Annotated in this window: 17 protein-coding genes and 1 pseudogene; 8 read left to right on the forward strand and 10 right to left on the reverse strand. The window is 61.3% G+C overall.

Features of this window, described 5'->3' with window-relative positions:
• Positions 1-66 precede the first annotated feature (66 nt).
• From IVA91_RS28175 to IVA91_RS28185, 3 genes and pseudogenes are all read left to right on the forward strand, one after another.
• Positions 67-387 (forward strand): annotated as a pseudogene (locus IVA91_RS28175) (integrase); the annotation flags it as partial.
• A gap of 175 nt (positions 388-562) precedes the next feature.
• Positions 563-1,690, forward strand: a complete 1,128-nt coding sequence (locus IVA91_RS28180; protein WP_247459695.1) for a beta-propeller fold lactonase family protein — start codon at positions 563-565, stop codon at positions 1,688-1,690.
• Positions 1,691-1,977: 287 nt separating this feature from the next.
• Complete coding sequence (locus tag IVA91_RS28185; protein WP_247280111.1) at positions 1,978-2,724, forward strand: C13 family peptidase; 747 nt, start codon at positions 1,978-1,980, stop codon at positions 2,722-2,724.
• Positions 2,725-3,426: 702 nt separating this feature from the next.
• Here the strand turns inward: IVA91_RS28185 and IVA91_RS28190 are convergent.
• Positions 3,427-3,651, reverse strand: coding sequence for a hypothetical protein (locus IVA91_RS28190; RefSeq protein WP_247280112.1), 225 nt, complete (start codon positions 3,649-3,651; stop codon positions 3,427-3,429).
• A gap of 414 nt (positions 3,652-4,065) precedes the next feature.
• Between IVA91_RS28190 and IVA91_RS28195 the strand changes: the two genes are divergently transcribed.
• Entirely contained in the window at positions 4,066-4,521 is a 456-nt protein-coding gene (locus IVA91_RS28195; RefSeq protein WP_247280113.1) for a GNAT family N-acetyltransferase, read from the forward strand.
• Between the two features lie 899 nt (positions 4,522-5,420).
• Here the strand turns inward: IVA91_RS28195 and IVA91_RS28200 are convergent.
• Complete coding sequence (locus IVA91_RS28200; RefSeq protein ID WP_247280114.1) at positions 5,421-6,197, reverse strand: helix-turn-helix transcriptional regulator; 777 nt, start codon at positions 6,195-6,197, stop codon at positions 5,421-5,423.
• Positions 6,198-6,381: 184 nt separating this feature from the next.
• Positions 6,382-6,735, reverse strand: a complete 354-nt coding sequence (locus IVA91_RS28205) for a DUF2200 domain-containing protein (protein WP_247280276.1) — start codon at positions 6,733-6,735, stop codon at positions 6,382-6,384.
• Between the two features lie 391 nt (positions 6,736-7,126).
• Between IVA91_RS28205 and IVA91_RS28210 the strand changes: the two genes are divergently transcribed.
• The 4 genes from IVA91_RS28210 (at position 7,127) to IVA91_RS28225 (ending at position 9,787) form a co-directional block, all read left to right on the forward strand.
• Positions 7,127-8,398: an SDR family oxidoreductase gene (locus IVA91_RS28210; protein WP_247280115.1), complete on the forward strand. Its 1,272-nt coding sequence runs from the start codon at positions 7,127-7,129 to the stop codon at positions 8,396-8,398.
• Positions 8,398-8,877 carry a DUF2269 domain-containing protein gene (locus IVA91_RS28215; RefSeq protein WP_247280116.1) on the forward strand — a complete coding sequence of 160 codons (480 nt, stop codon included), beginning with the start codon at positions 8,398-8,400 and terminating at the stop codon, positions 8,875-8,877. Before IVA91_RS28210 ends, IVA91_RS28215 begins: the two co-directional genes overlap by 1 nt.
• A gap of 146 nt (positions 8,878-9,023) precedes the next feature.
• Complete coding sequence (locus IVA91_RS28220) at positions 9,024-9,479, forward strand: YidB family protein (protein ID WP_247280117.1); 456 nt, start codon at positions 9,024-9,026, stop codon at positions 9,477-9,479.
• 44 nt (positions 9,480-9,523) lie between these two features.
• On the forward strand, positions 9,524-9,787 hold the full coding sequence (locus tag IVA91_RS28225; RefSeq protein ID WP_247280118.1) for a GlsB/YeaQ/YmgE family stress response membrane protein: 264 nt from the start codon (positions 9,524-9,526) through the stop codon (positions 9,785-9,787).
• A 115-nt stretch (positions 9,788-9,902) separates the two neighbouring features.
• Here IVA91_RS28225 and IVA91_RS28230 read toward each other — a convergent pair whose 3' ends face one another.
• From IVA91_RS28230 to IVA91_RS28260, 7 genes are all read right to left on the reverse strand, one after another.
• Positions 9,903-10,637, reverse strand: a complete 735-nt coding sequence (locus IVA91_RS28230) for a hypothetical protein (RefSeq protein ID WP_247280119.1) — start codon at positions 10,635-10,637, stop codon at positions 9,903-9,905.
• On the reverse strand, positions 10,634-11,050 hold the full coding sequence (locus IVA91_RS28235; RefSeq protein WP_247280120.1) for a phage holin family protein: 417 nt from the start codon (positions 11,048-11,050) through the stop codon (positions 10,634-10,636). The genes IVA91_RS28230 and IVA91_RS28235 overlap by 4 nt, the downstream gene beginning before the upstream one ends.
• Complete coding sequence (locus tag IVA91_RS28240; RefSeq protein WP_247280121.1) at positions 11,047-11,727, reverse strand: hypothetical protein; 681 nt, start codon at positions 11,725-11,727, stop codon at positions 11,047-11,049. The genes IVA91_RS28235 and IVA91_RS28240 overlap by 4 nt, the downstream gene beginning before the upstream one ends.
• Positions 11,728-11,739: 12 nt before the next feature.
• Positions 11,740-12,687, reverse strand: coding sequence for a DUF3618 domain-containing protein (locus IVA91_RS28245; protein ID WP_346015533.1), 948 nt, complete (start codon positions 12,685-12,687; stop codon positions 11,740-11,742).
• 516 nt (positions 12,688-13,203) lie between these two features.
• A complete protein-coding gene (locus IVA91_RS28250) occupies positions 13,204-13,497 on the reverse strand; it encodes a hypothetical protein (protein ID WP_247280123.1) in 294 nt (97 codons plus the stop codon).
• 21 nt (positions 13,498-13,518) lie between these two features.
• Positions 13,519-14,013 (reverse strand): septal ring lytic transglycosylase RlpA family protein, encoded by a 495-nt coding sequence (locus IVA91_RS28255; protein ID WP_247280124.1) that lies wholly within the window; start codon positions 14,011-14,013, stop codon positions 13,519-13,521.
• A gap of 211 nt (positions 14,014-14,224) precedes the next feature.
• Positions 14,225-15,430, reverse strand: coding sequence for an LLM class flavin-dependent oxidoreductase (locus tag IVA91_RS28260; RefSeq protein WP_247280125.1), 1,206 nt, complete (start codon positions 15,428-15,430; stop codon positions 14,225-14,227).
• Between the last annotated feature and the right edge of the window lie 9 nt (positions 15,431-15,439).

Raw genomic sequence — 15,439 nt, forward strand, 5'->3', positions numbered from 1 at the left:
AGCCGACGTAGGTTCAAAAGGTTGCTCGCCCGAAAATGACCGGCCTCATCAACTGAGGAGGTCATCATGACTGATGTCCCAAGCCCCAACGTGAACGTCGCCAAGCGGCGACCGTGGAATAAGGGAAAGATCGTTGGCGCGAAGCCGCCACTCCGTCCCAAGCACGTCTGGTCCATTCGAACAAAGCTCCAGGTCGAAGGTCGGATTCGCGATCTGGCGCTGTTCAACGTCGCTATCGATAGCAAACTTCGTGGTTGCGACGTTGTCGCCCTCAAAGTCGATGATATCGCACCCAGCGGCTATGCGGCCGATCGAGCCAGTGTCCGCCAGAAGAAGACCGGTCGTCCCGTCAAATTCGAGCTTACCGAGGCGACCCGCCAAGCCCTCGATGACCATCTGAGGGCGACAGGCGAGAAGCCAGGAGATCAGACGAGGCACCACTAGCGAACGAAAGCCTCACCTCGTAAACTGCTAAGACCAGCCCTGCAGAGGCGGGCGTCATTTTCGGGAGGATGCCAAGATGTGGCGTAACCGTGCCATAGGATTATCATTTGCGGCCGTCATGCTGCTCAGTACGAGCTTTAGCACTGGGCACGCGAAGCCGCTCTTGATCGTCGGCCTCGATGAGAAGCTTCTGTGGGACGAAAGCGGCAAGCCCGTTCTGTCTGCACCTGGTAAGGATCAGGTTCTCATCGTTGATCTCGCCTCTCCTGAAACCCCCAAGATCATCGGTGCCCTGCCGCTGAAGAACTCAGTGGTCGGACCGCCCGTGAACGTTGCGATCGATCCCAGCGGAACCGTGGCGCTGGTCGCCGACTCGGTCGACGTCGTCAAGGAGGGCGACACGCTGAAACAGGTGCTGGACAACAAGATTTACGTCGTCGACCTGCAGGCCAATCCGCCCAAGCTGGCTGCAACGCTCACTGGCGGGAAACAACCTTCCGGGCTCAGCTTCAGTCCAGATGGCAAGATGGCACTGGTCGCCAATCGCGGAGACAATTCGATCAGCGTCCTCTCCGTGAACGGCACTGACGTGAAGATCACGGACACCGTTGCGATGCCGGACAGTCCATCGCACGTGACGTTCACCCCTGATGGCAAGCGAGCCCTGGTCGCCCGCTTCCCTGCTCACAAAGTCTCCATGCTGGACATCGCGGGCGATAAGGTGACGTACAACAAGATCGATCTGCCGGCCGGCCAGTGGCCCTACAATGTCGCGGCCGCACCCGGCGGGAAAATCGCCCTGACCTCGGATAACGGCAACGCAGGTGCTTCCGATGGAAGTGTGGATACCACGAGCGTCATCGATTTGGAGGCCAATCCGCCACGCATCATCGATCGCGTGGTGGTGGGCGACGGCCCCGAGGGGCTTGCAATCAGCCCCAAGGGCGACGTCGCGGTTGCGGTCATTCTGCGCGGTTCCAACATGAAGAACGCATACTTCTACGAAAAGAACGGTAGCATCTCGGTTCTCAAGATCGACGGCAAGAAAGTGAGCAAGACCGCAGACATCGAGGTCGGCGGCTTGCCCGAGGCTGCTGTCTTCACGCCCGACGGCAAGTACCTTCTCATCGGCAACTATCTGACGCAGGACTTCTCCATTCTGAAGGTCGATGGCAGTAACATCACGGACACAGGCAAGCGCTTCCAGGTGCCCGGACATCCCGCTTCGGCGAGGATGGGACCGTAAAAGCCTTCATCCATCCGTCGAGGGCTCATCGTGGGGCTCAGGTTTCGTTGGCAATGATAATTAGCTGTTGAACTGGGCAGTTTGCGGTCGACCCACGATCCGGCCCTCGGACGCGAACTCCCGGCCTGTCCCTGTGAACGGACTCCTAGCTACACCGCGTCAAAGGATGCAATGGGCCGTATCCGGACCCTTGCACGTGCCATTCCGAAGGATGGAAATTCACTGGATTTCCGCTATTTTGTGTTGAGCCGCAGTTCTGTAGCGGCGATCTCGAAACGAGGTTCGCGATGACCTCCAGGTCCTCGATCAGGCGGCTCGGCGCGCCGCTCGTCGTTTTTTTTCTGACCATCTGGTCGTTGGTTCCTCCGGTCCATGCGATTGCGGACGCTGGAAAGGTTGGCGTGGTGTCCTTTGGCCTGTACGGGGATCAAGGCGTGTTTAGATCCGAGGCGACCGGCGCGGCTCAGGTCGTGGCCGGCCGTTTCGAGACGGGACCGATCAACGTGGAGTACAATTCCAAGAAAGGGGGAAATGCAACGATCGAAGCTCTGGCCAAGTCGTTGCAGACGGCAGCCAACCGCTTGGATGCCGAGAAAGATGTTCTCTTTTTGATTCTCACCTCGCATGGCTCTCCTGATGGCCTTGCAATCAAGGCGGGGCGGCTCACACAAACGCTCACACCATCTCATCTCCGCGACATGCTCGCGAAGACAGGTGTGCGACACAAGGTGGTGGTGATCTCGGCTTGTTATTCCGGGGTTTTTATCCCGCGCCTGGCGACTCCCGATGTGCTGGTCATCACCGCGGCCGATGACAAGCATTCGTCGTTCGGCTGCCAGGACAAGGCCAAGTGGACCTATTTTGGCGACGCTTTTTTCAACGTCGCGCTCCGGAAAGCCGTCAGCCTGAAGGATGCGTTTCTCGATGCGCGCTCACTCGTCCGGAAGCGAGAATTGCGGGAACATTTCGAGCCGTCGAATCCGCTCATGGCGGGCGGTGCAGACGTGCTGCCATTGCTTGTCGGACGTCCTTGAACAACCGGCCGCGAGCGCAAAGGCTATCGCTCGCGGGCGCATCGCCATTTCCGGTCACCCCCGACAAGCAGACTGTTTGGCGCTTAGACTTCGCATTCGGGCCAGTAGGCGACATGGCGCGGGTGGCCTGATATGAACGAGGCCGCCAACTGAGGCGGCCTTCGCGATGACGAGTGCGCGGGGCAGTGCCAAGCGATGCCGGACCACTCCGCCACCCTGAAAATTGGCGAGACCTTTACAGGCGCCCCCGACAAGTCTCGCGGTACCTGCGGCAATTTCCTGCGCCTTGTTCGCCCAGCTCGTTCTTGTAGAGGCAGGCCTGTCTCAATTCGGCGCACACATCCCTGCGTACTGGTCTTTGGCAGGTCTCCCGATACCTGCGGCAATTTCCTTCGCCCCGTTCCCCTAGCGCGTCCTTGTTTTCGCAGGCAAGCCGCAATTGCTCGCATTGCCCGCCCCCTCGACGGTCGTACCCTCGGACGCCTCCCGGTCCAATCTCAAAGGATTGGGAAAAGGCCGAGATCGGGATTACAAAAAGCGCAGTTGCCGCTGCGGCGCTGAATGCATACTTGCGCATTCCTTTCAACATGGCTGATCCTCCAGTTGGTATGTTCCGATGAATAGAGGGGGCCACTTCGGCGGCCTCTCTCTTGTCGATGGGAGCGGACGGAGTGGGAGTCATCGCTTCTCGCCACCGCTCCCTTAGTGCGCGCAGACCTTGATGGTCTTCATCCCGGTCTCAGCTTCAGTGCGTGTCTTGAACACCTTGCCGTCGCCAACAATGACGGCGGTTGTGGTGGTCGGCTTCTTGTCCATGATCGTGCATTTCTTCGTGGAGGTGTCTTGCACTACATAAAATTCCGTCTGGGCGGAGGCAGCGCCGGTCATGATTGCAGCGGCAGCAGCCGAAATGAGAAGCTTCTTCATTGTGTCTCCTCCATTGTGAGTATGTCCCTGCGCAAATTATCGAGCGCGTGATTCGGTTCCACGGCTGCAAACTACGGCTGGGGTTCACTACTGTGTGGAGATCCTAAAGGGATGATATGAACGCCGGCCGAACGGGCAGTTCAGAGATCGTTTATCTCGAGGTTACCGATCTTCGCCTCCGCAAGCGCACCACCCCCCAGGGGCCGACTTCGGGTTTGGGGTCACATGCTGAAGCGAAGAGACTTCACGGCCCTAATCCGCTCTCCACCTGAAAGCAGACGGTCGTTGGATGGTTGGGCGAGGCAGCTACGGGCCAACATGAGACGCTGTTCTGCTTGCGAAAGGAACTTGCGACATCTGTTCTTTGCGCGCTGAGGTAGAGGCTCTGGAGGCTGCATAGTGTGACTGATATTGATGATCCATCACGAGATACGAAAGGCCTCGACGGCCGATGCAAGTGCACTGAGCACGCTCATTCAAGATGCGGTGCGCGTATCGAATTCGCGCGACTACAATCAGGCGATCATTGAATTGATTTGTGCGAATTTCGCGCTCGACAGGGTCATCGAAAAAATGGAGCAGCGGGACGTATTCGTAGCCGCGAGTGATTGCGTCGTTGTCGGGACGGTCAGCCTTGGCCAGGGAAAGCTGCACTCTTTGTTCGTCGCTCCGGAACACCAAGGTGGAGGCATCGGAAGACGCTCAGTCGAGTATCTGGAGAGACATGCTGTCGGCAAGGGCTTGTCTGAGCTCTGGTTATCGTCCTCGATTACGGCAAAACCGTTCTATACAAAGCTCGGATACGAACTTGTTCACTTCGAAGAACGTCCGGACGGATCGACTTTTCTGATGAAGAAGCCATTGCTCTGATTACGCCCGCTTCGGGTCAACAGCGCAGGTCACGCGAATGGCTTGTCATTTCCGGTTTTCCCTGATGAGCGGACCCTTGAACGTTGCGTCCGGAATTCGCATTCGGGCCAACACCAGATCTCAGCCGATAACTTCGTGCGGCTGTCCGGCGGTGGCCGAATGATCGCACCAAGTGCTTTGGCCGTCTTGAGACTGATAGCGAGAGCGAGTCAGTCCTCTATTCCACAGGTACGTCCGCGCACGTTGGCTTCGCAGGGAGCCTCGCAAACTGTCAACCATACCGTCGATTGATTCTACTCGGGCCATAGGCAATCAGCGAGCGTTCTCTGCTCCCTGCGGGCCACTCCGACATTGGCTCAGCGCGCCCAATTGCGCTGTGCGGTCCAGTAGCCTGAACAGCGCGCGTTTCCTGAATGGCCGCTCCACGTCCCGCGGCCAACATTGCTCGAGAGTCTACCTGAGCCGGAGGCGAATTTGTCCTGAACTGTCACCGAGGCCCGAACCGCGCCGGAACGCGCCACGTGGCCTCTGAACCTGACTAGATTCGGATGTGTAACTATTCCGTCGGTGATGTTGACGGTGAAATTATAGGTCGCATCGCAAGGTCCTCTTTGCGTCACGAAAATGAGGTCCCAGGATCCGTCGAATGCAGAGCGGGCTTGCGCGACGGAGTGGAAGGTGACCAGGCAGCCCACGGTCGCCACACAGGTGAAAAGCTGCTTCATTGTTTGCTCCAAGCTGTCTCCCACACATGGCGAGCGGAGCTGGAGAGTTCAATGCGGCTCGCCGGAGGCCGGAGGAGTGTTGTCGGCTGCGGGTCGCGAGGCGACGGTCCCGGAGGCGGGACCGCGTATCCGCTTTACCTCGCAAGTGGATATCGCGGACCCCGAGTCCGCGCCTTAGTTCAGACTGCACGCTAGCAGGCGCAGGACGATCGCAAACAGCTCGCTCTGCGAGGAGATGCCGAGCCGCTCATAGGCACGCTTGCGATAGGTCAGGGTCGAATGCAGGCTGACGCCGAGGTCTTTCGAGATCGCCTCGGAGCTGAAGCCGGCGAGGATGCGCCGGCAGACCTCCTGCTCGCGCGGCGTGAGGGCGGCAAGCGGCGCGCAGCTCGCGAACAACCCGGCGAGCGTCCGGTCTGGCGTTGCAGTGTGCTGAAAATGGCGGGCAACGCTCGCGGCGATCGCCGGCGCGATCGCCTCAAGGCGCTCTCGCTGCAGGGCGCTGAAGCGACCTTGCGCGGCGATGCGGTAGAAGTTGACGTAGAAGCAGGTGTCGCCAGTCCAGATCGCAGTCGCGCATTTGTCGACGATGCCCGAATCCTGGAAGAAGATTTTCCGGTAGCGCGCGCCATACATGCGCGGCGCGAACGCAGGCAGCATGATCGGCGCGCCGCCCTCGCGCTCGAACAGCGCATCGCGGTTGGGATCGGATTCGTGGAACTGTCCGGCATAGGCCGCGCCGAGATCGCCGCCGATCGGGATGTTGCCGGCATCGAGCAGGCAGCGCGCAGCGCCGGCACGGGTCAGCGCAAACACCATGCAATGGCCGACATCGGCCTGCCGCCGCAGCGTATCGATCAGGACATTTGGGAAATCGGGGCGTCCGATGGCGAGCACCGCCGACGTTGTATCGCCAGCCGCTGGATATGCGGGCACCGGCTGAGACCGCATCGTTTTCCTCCGCAAGATGTTCTTTTGTTGGAGGATAGCAGGAACGGGATTTCGCCGGAAGTTGGAGAGCGGAACACGGCCGGTATTGCACCAGCAGCTGCTGCCTCATCCTCGCGATCAGATGGAGCGGTATCCGCCCGTTGGGCCGATGGGTTCGCAAAGAGCTCAATCAGGCGCTCGAGAATCACTCCTTTCGCAAAATCTTGTCCATCGTTTTTCCCCGGGCCAGCTCATCGACCAGCTTATCGAGATACCGGATCTCTCGCATCGTTGGTTCTTTGATATCCTCCACTCGGACGCCGCAAATCACGCCTTTGATCAGGGATCGGGAAGGATTGATCTTGGGGGCCTTTGCAAAGAAGGTCTCGAAGTCCGTCTGTTTTTCCAGTTCAGCTTCCAGCTCCTTCTGACCATAGCCCGTCAGCCAGGAGATGATCTGATCGATCTCGGCTTTGCTGCGTCCTTTCTTCTCTGCTTTCGCGACGTAAAGTGGGTAAACGCTTGCGAAGCTCGTTGTGTAGATCCGATGTTTTGCCATGGCCATTCCAGGAGTTCGCTTGTTGCAGGACTGAGACTCGAGACGATCAGGTGCTCGGCGGCGCCCCAGGTCATACGGAGGCTTGGGTCAAGAAACGCAATTCCGGCGATGCACATTTTTATTTCAGCTCGAGAATCGCCACCTTCCCGCTTCTCCGTACAGGTCCTGCGCCGCCGCCGCGTCCGGTAATCTAGCGTCGGCGCGGCGACCCTCTCATATCGATGGCGACGCAACATCTGCGGCAAGGGCGGTCGCGACAAGGCGCTGTCTGCACCAAACTCACCTGTTCCGCCGCGAGGAACCATTACATCAGCCCTGCTTTATTCGTCTGCGCCTTCAGAATTGATCAGCGGTTTGCGTTCCCCGGGGCGACCAATTGAGGGACCAGTCGATGCGCATCCTGCTCGTTGGGGGGACGGGGCTTATTGGATCGGCAATCCACGCCAGGCTCTCCGCCGACGGGCATGAATGCGTATTGGTGTCGCGTCATCCGGCGGCACCCAATGCGCACCACATCACCCTCGATGTTGCCCGGACCACCGACGCTTCGAAGTGGAAGGGCATTCTTGCGGGCGTCGATGCCGTCATCAATGCGGCGGGTGCCCTGCAGGGGCAGGACATGCAAGGCGTTCATGTCGCCGGCAGCGCGGCACTTTATGCTGCGTGTGAAAGCGCCGGCGTCCGCCGTGTCATCCTCTTCTCGGCGATCGGCAGCAATCGCGATGCCCGGACCGATTTTTCGCGCACCAAACGCGACGGCGAAGCCGCCTTGATGGCGCGGGACCTCGATTGGGTCGTGCTGCGGCCTTCAGTCGTTGTAGGGCGGCCCGCCTATGGTGGCAGCGCATTGTTGCGAGGACTGGCCTCCCTGCCGGTCCTACCGATCATGCCCGATACGGCAGCTATTCAACCTGTGCATCTCGACGACGTCGTCGACACGGTCCTGTTCTTCCTGCAACCCGGCGCGCCTTCTCGTCTCGCACTCGATCTGGCCGGTCCGCAGCGGATGGCCTTCAGCGACGCGGTCGCGCTGTTTCGCTCGTGGCTGCGCTGGAGGCCGGCTTACCGGCTGCACCTGCCTTCCTGGGCGGCTTCGGCAGCTTACCGCGCCGGGGACGTTGCCCAGATGCTGGGCTGGGCAACGCCCGTCAACTCGACGGCGCAGGCCGAGATGCGGCGCGGCGCGACCGGCGATCCCGAGCCCTGGCGTCAGGCCACGGGCATCGTGCCGCGTGACCTTGCAGCCGCGCTCGCAAGCGAGCCCGCCTCGGTGCAGGAGCGTTGGTTTGCGCGGCTGTATGCGCTGAAGCCGCTGATATTCGGCGTTTTCGGTCTGTTCTGGATCGTCACCGGCATCATCTCCCTGGGACCGGGCTGGGAGATCGGCATGTCGTACGTCCGGGAAGGCGGATTGGGAGAAAGGTTCGCTGCCCTCACCGTCATTGCGGGAGCCCTCGCCGACATCGTCATCGGTCTCGCCATTCTGTGGCGGCCGGCTAGCCTTTACGGGCTCCGGGCAGCACTGATCATCTCGCTGACCTATGTCATGATCGGTACGGCGCTGGTGCCGCGGCTGTGGGCCGATCCGCTCGGACCGATGCTGAAGATCTGGCCGGTGCTGATGCTCAATCTGGTCGCCATGGCGATCCGAGAGGATCGCTGATGCTCTATTTTCTGGTCAAGATGGTGCACATCATCGGTGCTGCGGTCCTGCTCGGCACGGGTGCCGGCATCGCTTTCTTCATGTTGGTGGCGCATCTGCGCGGCGACCTGCGCGAGATCGCGGGGGTGGCGCGGACGGTCGTGCTGGCCGACTTCCTGTTCACGGCGAGCGCCGTGGTCCTGCAGCCGATCACCGGCACATGGCTCGCTTGGTCGAGCGGGTATTCTCTTCGCGAGGGGTGGATTGCGGCGTCCATCGCACTCTATGTGGTGACCGGCGCTTTCTGGCTGCCGGTGGTGTGGATGCAGATGCGAATGCGCGATCTCGCCGTGCGTGCGGTCGAGACCGACGCCAAGCTGCCTGCCGAGTATGACCGTCTCTTCCGGTGGTGGTTCGCCTTTGGATTTCCGGCGTTCGCAGCCGTGCTGGCTATCTTTTGGCTGATGATCGCCCGCCCGGCTATTCCATATTGGGATTGAACTGACGCGGCGCCAGCTCGATTGGCCGCTCATCACGCCCGCTTCTGTTTCGCCTGCACCGGCTCCGGCGAGCTGCGAATGCACGCCTAGGAACAGAACCGGACTGGCCGAGTTCGAGCTGTCTAACCTTATCACGGAGTTACAAGATGAGCCGCGGAATGCCGTCCATGACCGCACTGCTCGGACTGCTAGCCATCGCCGGGTATCAGAACCGCGACAAGCTGGCGGAGTTGCTCAGAGGACCGGGATCTGGCTCGCTTGAACCCGCCAACACCCGCCAGCCGCTGGGCGGCCTGCTCGGCAATCTCACGGGCATGCTGAGCGGGGCGGGTGTCGGAGGATTACTGCAGGGCGGAATTGGCGAGCTGCTGGAGAAATTCGACCAAAACGGCCACGGGGACGCGGCTCGGTCTTGGGTCAGTTCAGGTCCCAACAAGGACATCTCGCCCTCGCAGTTGCGGGAAGCAATCGGCCCCGACGTGCTGGACAAGCTGGAGCGGGAAACCGGGCTGTCTCACGAGGAGATCCTCGCAAGGTTATCGCGCGAGCTTCCCCAGGCAATCGACAAGTACACGCCTGAGGGGCGTTTACCCACCTCATAGCCTTCGCACTGCCATCGTCGTTGTTTGTTCAGGAGGAGTGGAGAATGAGCATTATTTGGACCATCATTATCGGCTTTATCGCGGGGGTGATCGCAAAGTTCATCATGCCAGGTGACAACGAACCCTCCGGGTTCATCCTTACGACCATCCTCGGGATCGTTGGCGCCTTCGTAGCCACCTACCTCGGCCAAGCCCTTGGCTGGTACCGTCCTGGAGAGGGTGCCGGACTCATCGGCGCCGTGGTCGGGGCCATCATCGTGCTCTTTGTGTATGGCCTCATCGCCGGACGACAACGGCGCACGATTTGAAGAACAAAAGGCCGGGCTTTTCTCGCAGCGACCTGCGTGCGAAGCATCCTGCCTGATCAAGCTTGAGCAAAGGGCGCGCGCCGTTGACGGCCAGCGCGCCCCCTTTCTGGTCTCATCAAAGAGACTTCACCTCGGCACGGGCAGCTGCCGCAGCGTCCGTGCCGGCCTGCTTAACTCGGTCCACAACTTCGGCGCTGGTGTCGCTGATTTCTGCGACAACCGTGTCCGAGGCCTCACGCATGGCCTGCGACACCGCGCCGGCGCGCCGGTTCAGGTCGGCTTTCACATCGTCGCTGACCTCGCCGATATACTTGTTCTCGATCTCGGAGGCGCGAAACGCGCCCGCAACCGCCGCACCGATCGCGATGCCCACGAGCCCAAGCACGAGCGGCTGCCGTTCGAGCATATTGGCGAGTGATGACTTCGCGTTGTTTATGGCCTCCCTGTCCGGAAACGCATTGCCGAGCCTGCTGAATTTCTCCTGCGCGAAAGCGACGCCCTCGTCGAAACGATCTCGGACGTTGTCGGCCGCTCCCGAGACCGCATCGGAAGCGGCAGCGGTCGCGCCTCCCAAGGTTTCTCCGACGCCCGTCGACCGATCGTTGTCCATTTCAGGTGCGGTTGGGGGAGCCTCGGTCTGCTTGATCGCGGATGCCGCCGACCTGAGACCGCTCGTCCCAAGGTCGACGACAGGCGCGACGGCATCCGCAGCCGAACGCGCCGCAGTCTTAAGCTGCCGGTCGCCGGCCAACAGCCAGAGCGCTCCACCTCCGATCAGCGCGGCGGCAAGCGGGTTTTCCCGGGCAGCGGCCACCAAATTGTCCATAAAGCTGGTTTTTGTGCTGCTCATCGCACCATTCCCTTCACAGTGTCCTTATCCTTTTCGAGCTGGCCGATCGTTTCCCTGGGGGCCAGATGACGCGCATCAAGCCGGTTGATGCCAACGGCGACCAGCACGGCGGCGATGGCCGCCGCGATAATTGCCGACGTCAGATAAGAGACCGGCTCCGACCATCCCGCGGAGATCAATGCGGCGGACAGGGCGAACAGTGCCATGACGATCGCCGGGATCACCAGAACGGCACCGCCTACGATCAAGCCTAGCGCGCTGCCGATCTTTTGAAGCTTTTCGCCAACCTCCGCCTTTGCCAGCTCTATCTCGTTCTGGAAGAGCTTGGCGAACTGCGACATGGCATCGCCGAGCAGGGTCGAGATCGCCCTGAACTCGCTTTGACTGGTTTTGATATCGCGCTCGATGCTCATGGTACTGTGTTGCCCTGCGTGGATGAGGTTTGTTGGGGATTAGGGCCACGCCGCACGGACCCCTGAGACCAGGTCTGTTCTCCCGCCGAAAACGAGGTCCCGCCCGGCTTCTGACCGCTTCCCGGCGACGATCTGTTCGTCGTGTCGCGCTGCCCTGGGGATGACGAGTGTCCGCCCGATGCCTTCAGGAAGCGGACGGCCGCAAAGCCTGCCAGCACCGATATTCCGAGGAAGGCCGCAGGCTGACGTTTGGCGAAGTCGGTTGCGCCTTCGACGAGATCCCGGAAGCTCCCTTCCCGGATCTTCTGGGCGGCGTCCTCGACATAGTCGGCAGCGGAATCGATGCCACGTGCCGCGAACGGTACGTCGGTCTCGAAAGCTCGGCCGGCTTCGCGGATATTGCCCGCCAGGCGCTCGATGAAATCGGCGCCGGACCGCTGCTGCTCACGGGCCTGGCTCTGGATCTGGTCCACGGTTCCCTCCGCGACCCCCTTTGCTGCATCCGCGGCCTCACTAAATTTGTCACGCGCAAGATCAGCCGATGCCTGGAGAGCATCACCGGCGCGCTGCTTCATCTCCGCTCCGGCATCGCCGATCTGTCCTTTCAGATCCTTCGCGGTGCCTTTGTCCTGGTCCTTTGCGAACTGCGTTACGTTGTGCGGGTCCAAATCGCTCATGATGGTTTTCCTTCAAGTGTTGGTTTGAGAGGGACTAAAGGCAGCTTTGACCACGTCGCCGGCAGCCTCTTTCAATGTGTCCGCCATGTTCTGCGTCATACGGCTGGCGTGGGCGCCGAGATCAGCCTCGCCGACCTTTTGCGCCGCAACATCGGCTGCCGATGTGGTCGCGTCTTTCGCTGCCTCGAATCCGGATTGCGCCGCAGCCGCCGCGGCCTGCTTCACTCCGTCGCTTGCTCTCCCCATGACCTTGGCTTCAGCCCTGGTCTCGGGAAGAGCCGCAGCAATGATGGCGCCGACCGCGATCCCCAAGCCTCCGATGAGGGCGGCATTGTCGCCAATGGTCTGACGGGCCTGGTCAGGCGCGCTGGCAGCGGCATCCTTGGTTGCATCCATGCCGCTCTTGAGCTTTTCACCCGCGAAACTGGCGGCCCGAGCCGCGCCCGCCCGCAGATCAGCGGCAATTCCAGCGGCCTTGTCCTGCGCGTCACCAGCCATCTCGGCGGCTCGGCTTTGAGCGGAGGATAGCGTCTCCTTGGCATCGCCCTGCATGGCCCGGGCGCCCTCCGTCACCTCCTCTAGCATTCGCCCCGCATTATCCATGACCGGACCGGCGGCGTCTGCAGCGCGATCCCGCACTGTCTTCGAAGTCAGGGCAAGCCCGGCGCCGATCATCAGAAGTGGCAACGGCACACCTCGCGCCAACCGCAGCAACGGAACTCCCACTGCGGCGCCCGCGGCCACTGCGCGCATCGGATTGTCCATAATCTGTTGCTTGAGCCCTTCGACCCAACTCTGGGTCTTGTGGCTGACGTATTCGGTGACTTCGGATTTGATGTGCTGCGGCGAGACCTTGTGGCGAATGTCGTCGGCGGTGTCCGATATCTGCTCCTTTAGTCGCCCTACCGTAGCCGCCAGTTCTGCACGGTTGCGCTCGGACTCGCGTCTCAACTCCTCCACAGATCGTGTCATCGCCTTTACCCTCTTGCTTTATTTCTTGGATTTAGGGTCGAACTCACGCTTTGTTGAATCGTTCCTCGCGCTGCCTGGCGCTTGCTGGTGACGACGAGAGCGGGGAGACCAGCGCGATAAGGAGCGACGTTGACCGTCGGAGACGCGCATTGCGTTAGGGCTAGGCGCTCGTGCGTGCCGCTTTGCTCTCGATCGACAGCACGCGCCACGCGCGCCGATATCGGCCGACGCTCGAATTGCTAAACAAGGATGACGTGCGCCAACCGAGCTCGCCGCTAGAGGCAGCGCGTTGGCTCGCGAAGCTGATCGCGGCCGTCTGACGGGCCGATTGCGTCAGGCGCCGCAGTGGGCATCGCCATTTCCGCAACAACCCAAAGGGGACAAAGTTGCAATGATCGCCATCTAGCCATGATTGGATACGAAACGGGCTGCGAGGTCTGCTCCGGGTCAAAACGCCGCGCTTGTGCACTGATCACCGCATACCGGTTCAGCTGCACAGGCCCGCTAACCCGCCGCCGCCTTCCCCGCCGCGACGTTGATCGCGAGCTTGCCGCAGCGGCCGGTGAAGGACCTGCGTATCGACTTCCTCCAGCTTGATCTCGCCGTTCCTTGCGGCCTGTTTCCACGCCGCCTGCGCCGGACGTTCTGGAGCTCCGGCATCACCTCGCGGCCGAACAGCTCGAGCGATTGGCAGATGTGCTCGTGGCTCATCTTGCCGGCCTGCTTGAGCAGGGTGATCTGGTCGATATGCGTAGACTTTAGACCGTCAAGGCGGCCCCGCCGTCCCGGGACGTGCACTGCCTCTTCCAACTTGGATTCTCAGCCCACCGGTCCCAGTGTCCAATTGTCCCCTGAAAGCGGACTAACTTTTACGTCCTTAATGACTCCGAGCTCCAGGCTTGGATCGAAATGGCGCATCGTCCGCTCGTTGAAGTCAATGATGCGGCCGGGCCTGAGTGGTCCGACGTCATTTATCTTGACGATGATCTTCTTGCCGACGGCCTCGACGAGGGCAAACTTTGGCCTCACGCCAAATGGGACCCCGCCAAATCTCCGACGCAAACTCGTCTTGATGGCAGCCGTCCAGGCAGAGGGATCATAACGCTCGCCGGAGGCTGTGCGCGGACCGCCCTCCTCCTTGCCGGGCTTAAAGGGATTGTACATGGAGGCAGCGCCGACGAGCGCATTCTCGGAGCTAGCATCGACGACGGTGCTTGAGTGAACTCCCCGCGTTTCACCACGAGCAACGGTAACAGAAACGGCAAGCGCAACCAGGGCGCCGCAAAGTGCGGCGCTCGAGCGGAACAGCATCATAACTCCTATGATTTTTTCGATCGCCGGTTCCCGGCACCGCAAACAGAGCAAGCAAACGCGGAAGCGTTCATAAAGCTTGCGCCGATGTTTTGCGGATTCGTGCCAACCCCTTGGCTATGGAACCGTCGTGGGGAACCAGAGCGGTTCCCACGCAGTGTTTTAGGTTGTCGCCGACTAAGACAGAGATTGCGTCAGCAGCATGACTTACAGCCTAGCCCGCCGCGGCCCTCACCGGGGCGACGTTGATCGCGAGCTTGCCGTAGCGGTCGGTGAAGGCCTGCGTGTCGATTTCCTCCAGCTTGATCTCGCCGCTCATGACGCCCTGCTTCCAGGCCGCCTGCGCCGGATCGTTCTGGAACTCCGGCATCACCTCGCGGCCGAACAGCTCGAGCGATTCGCAGATGTGCTCGTGGCTGTTCTTGCCGGCCTGATTGAGCAGGATGACCTGATCGATATGCGAAGACTGGAATCGCTTCAGCTTCCTGCGGATGGTCTCGGGCGAGCCGATCAGGCCGCCGCGCAACGCCGCCTCCTGGGCTTGCGGATTGTCGCGCTTCCACTTGTTGTACTCGTCCCACATGTTGACCGTGCCGGGCGCGGGCCGCTGGCGGTTCTGCGCGGCGCCGTAGAAGCGCAGCGCGAACTGGAAGAAGGTGGCGCCGTCGGCGCGGGCACGCGCCTCCTCGTCGGTCTTGGCGCACATGAAGAACGAGACCAGCGCCATGTTCGGGTTGATCTCGTAATCGGCAAGCTTGGTGAGCCGCTTGGTCATCGCATTGTAGTAGGCGTGCACCCAGGCGTGGGCGGCATCGGCGCTGACGAACTGAAAGCCGAGCGCGCCGAAGCCGTGGCGGCCGGCGCGCTCGATGGTCGGCAGTTGCGAGCATGCCATCCACAGCGGCGGATGCGGCTTCTGCACCGGCTTCGGGACGACGTTGCGCAAGGGGATGTCGAAGTACTTGCCGTGATGCTCGCTGCCGCCGTCTTTGAACATCGGGAAGATCGCGGCCACGGCCTCGTCGAACACCTCCTTCTTGCTTTCCATGTCGCGCCCGAACGGCTCGAGCTCGGTGATCGACGCGCTCTCGCCCATGCCGAATTCGCAGCGGCCGTTGCTGAGCAGGTCGAGCACCGCGACGCGCTCGGCGACGCGTGCCGGGTGGTTGGTGGTGAGCTGAAGGATGCCATGGCCGAGCCTGATCTTCTGCGTGCGTTGGCTTGCAGCGGCCAGGAAGGATTCCGGCGAGGGCGAGTGCGAATATTCCTCGAGGAAGTGATGCTCGACCACCCAGGCATGGTCGTAGCCGAGCCTGTCGGCGAGCTCCATCTGCGAGAGCGCGTTCTGGTAGAGCCTGAGCTCGTCACCGGCCACCCAGGGCCGCGGCAATTGCAGCTCGTAGAAGATGCCGAACTTCATGGCGTCGCT

Origin of the sequence: Bradyrhizobium sp. 153 (genome assembly GCF_023073835.1) — a bacterium.
Lineage (GTDB): Bacteria > Pseudomonadota > Alphaproteobacteria > Rhizobiales > Xanthobacteraceae > Bradyrhizobium.